Annotated in this window: 7 protein-coding genes; all 7 read right to left on the bottom strand. The window is 36.5% G+C overall.

The window, feature by feature from the left end:
• Positions 1 to 68: 68 nt before the first annotated feature.
• Positions 69 to 1727, bottom strand: a complete 1659-nt coding sequence (gene hutU, locus ERJ70_RS01815; RefSeq protein ID WP_209366742.1) for a urocanate hydratase — start codon at positions 1725 to 1727, stop codon at positions 69 to 71.
• A gap of 15 nt (positions 1728 to 1742) precedes the next feature.
• Complete coding sequence (gene hutH / locus ERJ70_RS01810; RefSeq protein ID WP_209366741.1) at positions 1743 to 3269, bottom strand: histidine ammonia-lyase; 1527 nt, start codon at positions 3267 to 3269, stop codon at positions 1743 to 1745.
• A gap of 110 nt (positions 3270 to 3379) precedes the next feature.
• Entirely contained in the window at positions 3380 to 3832 is a 453-nt protein-coding gene (hutP, locus tag ERJ70_RS01805) for a histidine utilization transcription antiterminator HutP (RefSeq protein ID WP_026569163.1), read from the bottom strand.
• 375 nt (positions 3833 to 4207) lie between these two features.
• On the bottom strand, positions 4208 to 5449 hold the full coding sequence (locus tag ERJ70_RS01800) for a hypothetical protein (protein ID WP_209366740.1): 1242 nt from the start codon (positions 5447 to 5449) through the stop codon (positions 4208 to 4210).
• 1511 nt (positions 5450 to 6960) lie between these two features.
• On the bottom strand, positions 6961 to 8331 hold the full coding sequence (locus ERJ70_RS01795; protein ID WP_209366739.1) for an SIR2 family NAD-dependent protein deacylase: 1371 nt from the start codon (positions 8329 to 8331) through the stop codon (positions 6961 to 6963).
• Positions 8332 to 8900: 569 nt separating this feature from the next.
• Positions 8901 to 10772, bottom strand: a complete 1872-nt coding sequence (locus ERJ70_RS01790; protein WP_245208093.1) for an ATP-dependent helicase — start codon at positions 10770 to 10772, stop codon at positions 8901 to 8903.
• 26 nt (positions 10773 to 10798) lie between these two features.
• Positions 10799 to 12658 (bottom strand): ATP-dependent nuclease, encoded by a 1860-nt coding sequence (locus ERJ70_RS01785; protein ID WP_209366737.1) that lies wholly within the window; start codon positions 12656 to 12658, stop codon positions 10799 to 10801.
• Positions 12659 to 12712: the final 54 nt, after the last annotated feature.

Genomic DNA, 12712 nt, shown 5'->3' with positions numbered 1-12712 from the left:
TTCTCCACTCCCTGTAAAAGATAATGGGAAGCAGACAGTATTCTAGACTGCCTGCACTCCCGTAATGTCTATTCCATCATTGGTAAATGAACACCTTTTTCTTTCGCGGTTTGAATCGCAAGATCGTAACCGGCATCAACATGGCGGGCAATACCCATACCCGGGTCTGAGGTGAGGACTCGTTCCAAACGTTTCGCCGCTTCTTCTGTCCCATCGGCAACTATAACCATACCCGCGTGCATAGAATACCCCATTCCGACACCGCCGCCGTGGTGGACGGACACCCAGCTGGCCCCGTTCACACTGTTGATCATGGCATTTAAGATCGGCCAGTCGGCAATTGCGTCACTGCCGTCCTTCATCCCTTCTGTCTCTCGATTCGGTGATGCAACCGAACCACAGTCAAGGTGATCGCGACCTATGACGATCGGTGCTGAAATTTTACCAGATGCGACCATTTCATTAATGATTTTTCCAAACTTTGCTCTTTCTCCATAACCGAGCCAGCAGATTCTGGAAGGAAGTCCCTGAAAAGATACCTGCTCCCTTGCCATTTTGATCCACTTGCATAGGTGTTCGTTATCCGCAAACTCTCTTAATATCACTTCATCTGTTTTATAAATATCTTCTGGATCACCCGAAAGCGCAACCCAGCGGAACGGACCTTTTCCTTCACAAAACTGCGGGCGAATAAATGCCGGGACGAAACCAGGAAAATCAAACGCACTTTTTAGACCTTCGTTATAAGCTTCTTGCCGAATGTTGTTCCCGTAATCAAACGTAACAGCACCCGCCTTTTGCAACTCAAGCATCGCCTGAACGTGGTCTTTAATACTTGATTTCGCTCGTTTCAAGTATTCGTCAGGATTGGTTTTTCGAAGCTCTTCGCCTTCATGAAGGGACATCCCTGTCGGCAAGTAACCGTTTAATGGATCGTGTGCAGAGGTTTGATCTGTCACAAGATCCGGAACTTCACCACGACGAACGAGTTCTGGCAAAATTTCAGCAGCATTGCCAAGAAGGCCGATCGACAGGGGTTTGCCTTCATTCATTGCTTCCTTCGCCATCGTGAGCGCTTCACTCAAAGACTCTACCATCAAGTCACAATATTTCGTATCAATCCGGCGCTGAATCCGCTTTTTATCACATTCAATGGCAATGACCACCCCTTCATTCATCGTGACAGAAAGAGGCTGAGCTCCACCCATACCACCGAGACCTGCAGTAACCGTTAGCGTCCCTTTAAGTGAGCCGTTAAAATGCTGGCGTGCTGCTTCCGCAAACGTTTCATATGTTCCTTGTAAAATACCTTGTGAGCCGATATAAATCCAGCTTCCGGCTGTCATTTGGCCGTACATCATTAAGCCTTTTTTTTCAAGGTCCCGGAACGTTTCCCAGTTTGCCCACGCTGGAACAATATTTGAATTGGCGAGCAGTACACGCGGCGCATCGGTATGTGATTTGAATACGGCAACTGGTTTTCCGGATTGGACAAGCATCGTTTCATCATTTTCAAGCGTCCTTAACGTTTCGACAATTTTATGATAGCTTTCCCAGTTGCGGGCCGCTTTTCCGATTCCGCCATATACCACAAGTTCTTCAGGCTTTTCAGCCACTTCCGGATCAAGATTGTTCATCAGCATTCGATAAGCGGCCTCCTGAATCCACCCCTTCGTATTTAATGTGGTTCCCCTTGGTGCACGAATGTTTGTTTTTACCTCTGCCATGATCATTCTCTCCCTTTATATGAATTGTTTTTCTTTACTTACTGGGTGCAAAATTGAATCCCAATTTCCTTGTTTCATCCATCGTGCAACAGACTCAATATCTTTTGAAAAGGCACGGTCTTTTGTTATGGATTGCACAACCTCACGCCCTTTCCTGTGTATCCTCTGTGTTCGTGGAGCCATGTGTTGGACACCACAAAACTCTGAAGCCTGTAATGCACAGATCATTTCGATTGCAACAACTCTTCTTGTATTAGCAATGATTTGCATAGCGTGTCTGGCCGCGATCGTTCCCATGCTGACGTGGTCTTCCTGGTTAGCTGATGACGGAATCGAGTCGACGCTGGCTGGATGTGCAAGTATTTTGTTTTCAGACACGAGGGAAGCCGCACTGTATTGCATGATCATTGCTCCAGATTCCAGCCCCGGCTTGGCACTTAAAAACGCCGGCAAATCATTTAACTGAGGATTGACTAGCCGTTCAATACGGCGTTCCGAGATGTTGGCAAGTTCGGCAACTGCAATACCTAAAAAGTCCATGGCCAATGCAATCGGCTGGCCGTGAAAATTGCCGCCTGAGATAATTTTCTGGCCGCCTTCAAAAATGAGTGGGTTGTCCGTGGCTGCATTAATCTCGATTTCGAGCTTATCCTTTACATAGTTAAGAGTTTGCCATGTTGCGCCATGTACCTGAGGAATACAGCGTAGTGAATAAGCATCCTGAACCCGGATTTCCCCTTGCCTGGTAATAAGATTGCTTCCATCAAGATATCGACGCATCCGTTTTGCCACGTCAACTTGTTCCGGGTACCCTCTTGCGAAATGGATATCTTCGTCAAACGCATCAATGATCCCGCGTAACCCTTCCATCGTCATGGAAGCAGTCGCTTCGGTTTGCAGTGCGAGTTTTTCCGCTTCCAAATAAGAAACAACTCCCACCGCTGTCATGGCTTGCGTACCATTAATCAGAGCCAGGCCTTCTTTCGCGGTTAATGTAATCGGCGTAAGTCCGACAGTGCCAAAAGCTTTCATTGTCGGCATTCTCTCACCTTTATAAAACACTTCCCCTTCCCCGATTAAGACCAATGCCAAGTGTGAAAGGGGAGCAAGGTCACCGCTGGCTCCAAGTGAACCTTGTTGGGGAACAACGGGATGAACATTCTCATTCAGTAAAGCTAACAATTTTTCTATCAGTTGTTTTCTTACACCCGAATACCCCTTCAGAAGCGCATTCGCCCTAAGCAACACCATGGCACGGCTGACGATTTCGGGAAACGGTTCCCCGATGCCGCAAGCATGGCTGCGAATCAAGTTCAATTGCAGTTCTTCGACATCTCCTTTTTCGATTAGTACGTCACTCATCTTTCCAAATCCGGTGTTGATTCCGTAAACGGTTTTTCCTTCGTTGACTACATTCTCTACTGCCTGGCGGCTTTTGCTGACACATTCCCAGCTCTCCTTTGAAGCCTGCACTTTTTCTTGATCATACAACACGTGTTTGACATCATCTAATGTTAATGAATGTCCTTCTAATGTAATCATTGTATGCTCCTTTCCTTTACCGTAATAAAGTGGATATAAAAAGGGGCTGTACCAAAGAAAATTTGATTTCTTCGGTACAGCCCCCTATTCGCTAATATCTATGGGCTACATTATATGTGATTGATTCCCAATCCAATGGTTTCGTGCTCCAATCCCTTGACAGGAGCACCAATCGTTCCATAAAGCGCAATGGCCAACCATTCGCCTTCTTCTTCGTTGTCGTACGGATTTCCCCGCACAAGCGCGAATCTTAACCCGACCGTCCGTAATATTGTACCCAACTGGACTTGCCCGCGGGTCACACCGTGAAGCGCTTCGATGGTCGCGTGGTACAAGGCGTGCAATTCCCTGTAAAGATCGGCCTTGATAATACCGTTTCTTTTCGCCGCTGTTTCGATAGCTGCAACGACCTTGTGTGAATCCATCGAACCTACTTTCCCTGTGCAAAACTGCCACTTTTGACGCTCAATTTGCTTATTGAAATCAGGATCGTTTTCAAATTGTTCATTTAATACCAACAACATCGCCTGCTTGCCAATTCTTCGGTCAACCTGTAAAAGCAAGTTCGATCACTCTCTTCTAATATCTAAAGAACTACCACTATAGTAACCGCTTACACAGGTGATGTCAAAGTGTTTTTTGAAAATTTTGTTGATTGACTTTGCTTTGTCTTTTAGTCCTCTTTAACTTATTGGGCTAGAGCTTCTTTTTTGGCATCATGTAAAAAGCCTTATAGTAATTTTGCATGATAAAGGTATTTCACCCTTTACCATTTAATTGATCAAGATATCCAAGTAACATCCTTAATCGATTATTTGTGAGGTGATCAATCTGAATGGCGACAGCCATCGTCTGAAACACCGAATTACCATTTTCGGGAGCAAAACTGCTCAAAATAAATGAGTAAAAAATGTTCAATTTAACTTGACGGTTACAACTTATTTCGGCTTCATATGATACAATAGTAAAGCTACTTTTATTTCTTTGTTTTTATCCCCCTCCATATGGAATGTGTAGTTAAACCATGTTTCATCTTTTTGCGTTTCTTCTTTTAAAAAACAGGAATGTTTATTCATAGCTTCTTTAGCTTTATTGACTATGGAGCTAAAATCATTATTTCTTACAAACATTATAATTGCAGTTTTAGAATCTCTCCACGTCAAATAACTAAGTAATTGGTCAATTGTTAATAATAGAGATTTTTCACCTTTCCAAAATTTACATTCACTTATGAAGATATTATTACCATCATGTCTTAAAAGAATGTCAGTTTTTCCTTTTTGGTTAAATGTTTCTCCTGTTGCACTTCCCTCAAAAACCGGTTCTAAATTCATAAGAAAGTGGTCTCTCAATGTTTCTTCATCTTTTTCTGCGTAAACAGATGGCTTTCTTTCTAAGGCTTTGCCAGTACCATTAATATTTTTCAGTATATCTAAATAATCCCCATTGGCTAACGTAGGGTAAGTTTCATACTGTTTGTCTGAAGGTACTATTGGTTTAGGTTCTATTTTCTTTTTCAAATTTGGAGTAGGTGCTGTATATGAACCTGAATCTTCACTACTTCTTTTTATAGGAACAATAAGTTTTTCTTGTTTATCTCTTTTTTCTAATATTTCTTGTTTTCTTTGGTGAAAGATTTGTCCAATATAATTCCTTAAACTATTATTGTATGGTGCTAGATCGTTATTAACATTCTGTATATATTCTTCTAATCTCTGATTAAATGACATTATCTCGTTATTAACACTATCTATATTTCCATCAAAACTAATTAATTTGGTAGTTAGTTTATTGCTACCTATTCTTGCATATAATGTTACCAATAAAAATTTTGATGGGCGCATTCTTAATAAATATGAATCGCCACTATAAGGAATACTATAGTAATAAACACTAGCTCTTACATCTCCACCTCCTCTTAAACCGATTAGTGCTGGATTTTGAAAATATTCTGCTGGTACTACTTCTTCTCTTTCTTCAACTTCTCCATCATTTGTATAAACTTGTAACTGTTCTTTCTCGTATTGACTTACCATGTAATCGATAAACTGTGATTCACCAACATTCAATATATAGTTCTCTTCATTAGCGTATATTTTATCTTTTATTTCTTTCTTAGAATTTCTTAAGTGATCATTCAAGTCTCCATGGGTAAACAACGGCTCTCCATACTCTTTCATTTGCAAACCACTCCTTAGGGTTAGTTAATGATTGCTAGCCTTATATTGTAAGCATCCCACGTCATAATTCTATTGACCTTGATACTAGTTAGCCAAGAAAAACTTTCTTGCAAGTAACTCCTCTACATCAACTAAAGAATTTTCTACTTATACTAGATCAAATGATTCTGTAATTTAAAATTCCCAAGTATATTTAGAATACACTCATTTAACCAATAAATGTATTTATCGAGTTTTCTTTCTTTATAAAATTGGATAGTTATCTTTAAGATCACTAGTAACTCAAAATACACAATTAGTATTACCGAGTTAAAATTAAATGCTACAACGAGCCACCAGTTAATACGGCTCGTTTGATTATCTCAATATCCTCTAATCCCTAATTTCATACCGAGCTGAAATCGTATTCATCCATAGTCACTAGATATAAAAGAATTTTGCCCGTTTATGTAAGACTCGAATTCAAGATACCGCTTACTGTTTCTTTGTCTAGTATCCAACTAAACTGCTCCATTAGCACAATATGAAAAGGTGTCTCAGTATAACTTTAGCGACCGATAGTCAACAAGTTCATTTTTGTTTAAGGTATGTCACCAGGATTTATTATTTTGAATTCATTCTTTCAGGAAGTTCGTCCCAAAATTTCATTAGAGAATCACCATATCTTATTAAGTCTAAGTCATCAAGATTTAAGACTATTTCTGTTAATGTGCTTTTATATAGCTCTAATAAATTTTACTTGGCTTCTAAAAAAACTTGGGTTCAATTGTTCCAATTGTGACGCTGATCGCCCATCTCCGTGTTTAATTACATTTGCTAACAATCTTAATTCATCAATATCAGACCATATAGTAAGGGTCTCTAAATTGTAATTGAATTCTAAAAACGCTTCCTTTATTTCGTTTATACCTCTGGCACAGAAATTTTTAAAAGTGATTTCATTATTCTTTTTGTCGTACATTTTATGAGTACGAGAAATTTCTTCAAATAAAAACTTTCTTACTTGTTGCTCCTAAAACTGATAGATTGTAGAAATCCACATTAATTTAGTATTATATCGAATCAAGGATAATCCCTCGAAATGCTCTAATCCTTTTTCCAAAGCAGCTTCAGCGAAATCTCCTTCGTCGTGATGATCAGAATTGAAATAGGTACCTATTTCTCTGTAATGTTCATCAGCAATTTGGGTTGCTTCTTCTTCAATGTTATCAAATACTGGGGCTATTTTTTTGTATATGTCTCAATATACAATCTATAAGGTTCCTTAAATTTTGATCGCAATGAATCATACAAATATAGATGAGCTCTTATTCATAATCCCTCACAGCTCCAAAAGAATTTTATATAAGAAATATTCAATCTAATTTTAAAAAATCCCTCTGAAAATCAAGGCTTTTTAATTTTTTTAATATCCTTCTTCAACTCACCTGCTCCCGTTAACGCAATAATCATTAGCCACTATGCAGCTATTATTAACTTTTCCACACTTCATGAATGTATATGAATAAAAACTAAACCATCGTCTTTAAATGTCTTGCAAGAGTCCCAAGGTAACTTTGTCTAGAATAGTTATACAACTCTTGGACCATCTTATGAGGAATATCATTTTTAGCATTATGCCATCTCTCCTGAGCGTCAAAACTATTCCCTACAATACGCTTGGAATTGTCTACACCTACATAATTCAATACGCGATTTAGGGAATAAGCAACAAAATCAAATAAAGCAGGTGGCATTCTTTCATAAGGGTAGTTGATAATTATATCTAGTAAGATATTTAGATTTTTTTTATATGCATTGAAAGCTCCGTACTTAGAGGATTCCTCCCACGTTTTACCTATACAAACTGAAATAAAGTTAATAAAAGGAGAAACCATATGCAGTTCAAACTCTGATAACAGTTGAAGTAATTCCAATCTTCTATCTCTGTTATTAATGAAGCTTTCTACTTTTTCATCCTTATTTTCCTCTAATTCGCCTATAATGCTCCTTATTTCTGCTAACCGTTTCTTATATTCTTCGTCTTGTATCTCTAGATATTCTACAAGTTCGCTAAAGAAGTCTTCTAATTCTGAAACTTCTATAATAATATTACCATTTTTATCTCTGTAAGGTGTTGCTGAAGGATTCTCTACCCTTATTGCTTGGATTATTTCATGTGGGTATTCTTTTGTAGCCTTATCATACAAATTTTTAGACCAGTCCACCGCAGATAGGACGTTAACATCCCCTAGCCCATAACCTAAAATTAATGTAGTGGATTCTTTTATTGTCAGTGCTAGTTTTATTTGCCGGTATTCATTCGGTCTAAATAACTGCACATAGTCTTCCTGAGTAATAATAATAGAATCCGGATCAGTGCGAAGACCATGTAAATGATAAATCGGTATAACACCCTTAGGGTGTGCCAGATAATTGTTTGGGCTGATTGAAACAGACTTCCCGGTTAAGAGCCTCTCAATTACTAAATCGTAGTTTGTTGTAATCACCCAATTAGGATTAACTTTCTCAATTAAAGGGCTGAAGATATCGGTTTTCTCTTCATCTGGTAACCAATTAGTCAAATCTGCTAAAGTTCTTTTTAGCTTTTCTTTTGCTTCAATGTATCCTATACCTTCATTTTTCGAAATAGAATCACAAATGGTCGAAGCAACTTCAGGATAAGCCATTCCTTGCATGCTACTACCATCAGGCATTTCAACATTTAGCTCCGCGCATGCTTTTTCAATTAATTGTCCCCAAGAGAGCGCCTCCTTGAAATCATCATTAACAACCGCTTTTGAAAAACCAGCTCCGATAAATAATCCTAAGTTACCAAAATTAAATGAATCGAATAATTTACCTAAGACAAGTTCCCTTGTCAATGTACTATCATCACACAAAACTAAACACCTCATTAAGATAAATGAAATTTACGTTATACATATATTACCACAGAGATATCTTACCATCTTCTCTTAAGTAGAACCATATAAGATTCCGGATGCATAACAACACCTTGGATCACAAGCTATTGAGCATAATAAAAAAGCCAGCACGTGTATGCTGAACTGACCCAAAAACGTTTTTAGTAAACTCAAACTCTCTTTTCAAATATCTCTACAATACCTTGTTTCCAAAATGGATCAACCTTTTTATCGACATAATACTTTTCCAAAGCTTCTGTTAGGAACACGACTGATTTAAATGTTCATAACATTGGATTTGAGAACCAAACCTTTGTCAACTTTATACCAACTCAAGCTAGTTATATGAAAGTAGGAAAGTTTCAAGATAGTCGCCTTCCCCTGATATATCAATGCACATATCACAAAAAAACAAGGAAGAAAAAGCATCACAAAAGTTTAGTAAACTTATGAAAAGTGTATTAGATTAAAGATATTATTGGATAAATTCAACCCAGTAGGTAAATGTATGACATACTGGGCTAAATTACTTTATAAAATATTTCTTATTGGTCAATTAAGTTAATAAATCGTGAAGGACGCTGCAATTTCATTTCTCCCCATGGCATATACTTGTACCTTGGATAAGTTAAATAACAAATTCTTTTTGCTCTGGTTAACGCCACAAACATGTTATTGGATTCCTCATTTAGAGCATTATTACTTTTAGCTCTATAATCAGGAAATGTACCTTCGTTCATCCCTATTAAAAAAACTACGTTATATTCTAATCCTTTTGACATATGAACTGTTAACACTGAGACTCCCCTTGTATTGTGCGTTTGTGTTTTCCCAAGAGAAACTTGATTTCTAAAATGAGATAAAGACCTCTGACCTGAAATAGTCTGACTACAATATTTTTTCCATTGTGCTCTCCACATGTCTAAATCTTTCAAAATCATATATTGTTCATTTTCAAAATCTTCGAAGCTATTATGGTCAGTTGTAATTAAATTATCTGTAAGAATATCTAGTGCTTTAGAAAAATTTTCTTCATTATCTAATAATTTTGACCAAGCCTTTTTTATAGAATTAAAATGGGTAATATTCTCATTACTAACCTGGCTTCCATTTAATTCAAGAAGCAAATCCAAAAAATTACCTTCTGTTTGAATATTATCGTTCGGATGAATTTGTGCCAGATTTAAAATTTGATTAAAGTGAACTTCATCATAAGGGTTTATGATGATTTGCAAGCCAGCTTCAAAGATTTTAATAGGAATTGATTCACTCTCTATTCTTCTTGAAGAAAAACCCTGATTGAAAGGGATATCAAGTTCCGCTAATTGTTCAAAAATATTTGTAAGAACATACCTATTTCTTCCGATTATTGCGATATCCTCATATCTTAAATCTTCTTCAACAAGTGGACTTCCATTCTTTATTAAACATCTTATTTTATTTGCTATCCATGTAGCTTCCTCTTCCTCTTCCTTAAACTCGCAAACTTTTAGTTCACCTTCAAGAGGGTACACTGCATTGTTACCGGCGTCTATTCGAATATTTTTTGCAGCCTCAATAATCTTTTTTGCTGAACGGAAATTTTCTGATAATTTATATTCCTTAGGGTTAAAGTCTTTAATAAAATGCTTTGTCATATAATCACTGTTCGAGCCTATAAAACCATAAATAGATTGTGCAGGATCTCCAACCATCATAATATTATTAAAATCTACACATAAAGCTCTTATCACTTTGTATTGAGTTGCATTTAAATCTTGAGCTTCATCTACACAGATATATTTGTATAATCTTGTATAAGATCTCGCTATTTTAGGTCTTTCTGTAAATATTCTGTAAGCATAAAATAAAATATCATCAAAATCCAAAGCTCTTTGAGCTAACATCATATTATTATATGCTTCATAAATTCTAGCAAATTCCCCCTGATCTTCATTTGAGTCAAGTAATATTTCTGGTGTAATGAATTGTTTTTTATAATTACTTATTGATTTAAGGTAACTTTTGAGTTGATCCATCTTCCCTTCATATTTCGGGGAGTTATTATTGAATTCTGGTAATTCTGAAGTAACCTTTTTTATAATTTCTAACTTATCTTCCTCAGAGTTTAAAATAACCATTCCATTTGGCAAGCCTATCAAGTGGCCACGATTCATTACTACATCTAAACAAAAGCTATGGATTGTACCTACAAAGATATTCTCTTGACTTCTTTCATCTATACTCTCTTCAATTCGATTTGAAATCTCTTCAGCTGCTCTATTACTAAAGGTTAAGGCTAGCACCCTTTTTTTTCCTGAGTTTATTAATTTAATTACTCTCTCAGTTAGTATTCTTGTTTTCCCGCTCCCTGGACCTGCTGTTACTAATAATGGTCCATCGATGTGTTTAACAATTTCATCTTGTGTATTCGTCAAAGGAAATACCACTTTAATCTCACCACCTAATCTTCGATTATTTGTAACTTTCTATTCATTACCTTAAACAAATCTCTAATAATTTCAGGAACTTTATCATCAGTTCTACTTTCAATTATAATCTCAGCTATTATAGATGAATAACCAGTTTTGTTCTCATGAATACAATCAAGTAACGCTTCTTTATTACCTTCAATTCCTGTATAATCTCGAAGCTTATCTTCATAAATAATTTGGTGGCATATATCACATTTTTCTGAGGTGGGTTTCCTTCCTTTTGTCTTTTGATCTTTTTTCTGTATGTAACTATCTAAATAGCCTTCTCCAAATAAGGTTTCTATTGCCATAAGCAACTCTCTTTCATAGCCTTTACTTATGAGATATTCTTCAAAATCAAACTCATTTGGAAGAAATTTAATGTTCTCCATCTCTTCCACGTTGACTTCTTCTCCATGTACTCTTTCTAAATCTTTCTTTACCTTCTTTATTGTTTCTTGTTCACCGTCACTTAAAACATAAATATCAATATTGAAATCGTATGCGATTCTTAAGAACGGTTTATATTTTCCTTTCCCACCAACACTTATTACATTTGTGCCAACTTCAAAGGATTCACAACCGAAGTACTCTCTAAAAAACCGTGGGATAACTTGTTCTTCAGTTTCTCCCTCACACAAAATTATTGCATTAGCAAACAAGAGATCCCCCCTTGTTTTAAATATTTCTTGTCGGATTTTTCTGATCTCTTGTTCATCTAATTCAGATGTATCGATCGAGTTCACTTTCGTACCACTATTCACTTTAGATATATGCCTTATATCTTCAATATCTACTTGCCCTACAATTAACGGGGAGTGAGTGCTTACAATTTTCTGGCCAGCAAGTTCATTTATTTGATGAAAAATTTTCCTCTGCGCTTGTGGATGTAAATGTGCTTCAGGTTCTTCCAATAATACTAATGGATGATAGGGAATTTCTTGATCCCTCATTTGTTTTATTTTCCATTGAATATATGCTACAACGGTTAGGAATGTTATCCAACTCCTAGTTCCCATTCCATGATTAGAGATCGGAAACCTTTCAGAATTTCTATCTTTAAAGGTTAAGTCAATACCTCTATCTAGATCTCTTATTTTTCTGGACACAGGATCTATTTTAATACTTTCTTCTGGAGAGTTAACGGTTTTAGAAATTTTGCTAAGATTTTTAGATAAGTGTTTTAAAACTGTACTCCGTTCTATAATTCGATCGTTCACTTGATCAAGGGTTTCTTCTATTTCTTCTATTTCTTCTTCTTCCAACCCAACATCTCTAACCATTCTTCCCCAAAAGGAAGTTTTATCTTTCATCTCTAAAACAATATCTCTTCTCGCATCCATATAAAATACAGGAACAGATTGTAAGATTTTTTCAGTAATTGTTGCCCTCTTGAAGTTAGAATATTCCAAAACTTCCTCAGTTGCGGGCCATTCAACTAAACCTTTCTTTTCTGATACGTACTCATCTTTAACTTTATCGTATTTTAATATCGTTCTAATTCCTACAAATTGATTTAGAGTGTCAGAACTTTCACTTCTAAGCTCTCCAAAATGCTCAAACCACACTTCGTCAAATTCTTCCAATTCATTTCCATCTTCATCTACCGGTAATATTAAAGCGTCTATAATTGCTTCTCTACTTTTAGGCAAACTTTTATCTGGTTCTATATATATATCCTCAATATTAACTTTTTTTGTACGTGTGAAAGCAAACTGTAAAGCTTGTAATAACGATGTTTTTCCTACATTATTAGCACCAATTAAAACAGAATTATTAGAAAAAACAACATCGGCTTCTTTATATGATTTAAAGTACCTAATTCTCAATTCTTTTAACTTTATCCCCATACCTTAACTCCTTTTTCATTATTGAACTTATAAATAATTCTCTAATACTTTGCA

Origin of the sequence: Sediminibacillus dalangtanensis (assembly GCF_017792025.1) — a bacterium.
Classification (GTDB): domain Bacteria; phylum Bacillota; class Bacilli; order Bacillales; family Amphibacillaceae; genus Sediminibacillus; species Sediminibacillus dalangtanensis.
The sequence above is the reverse complement of the archived record's forward strand: the minus strand, read 5'-3'. Positions and strand labels throughout refer to the sequence as shown.

Bases quoted from the DNA above. Each gene is read 5' to 3' on its own strand.
- hutH (WP_209366741.1), bottom strand. From the start codon at position 3,269: ATGATTACATTAGAAGGACATTCATTAACATTAGATGATGTCAAACAC.
- hutU (WP_209366742.1), bottom strand. From the start codon at position 1,727: ATGGCAGAGGTAAAAACAAACATTCGTGCACCAAGGGGAACCACATTA.
- ERJ70_RS01785 (WP_209366737.1), bottom strand. From the start codon at position 12,658: ATGGGGATAAAGTTAAAAGAATTGAGAATTAGGTACTTTAAATCATAT.
- ERJ70_RS01800 (WP_209366740.1), bottom strand. From the start codon at position 5,449: ATGAAAGAGTATGGAGAGCCGTTGTTTACCCATGGAGACTTGAATGAT.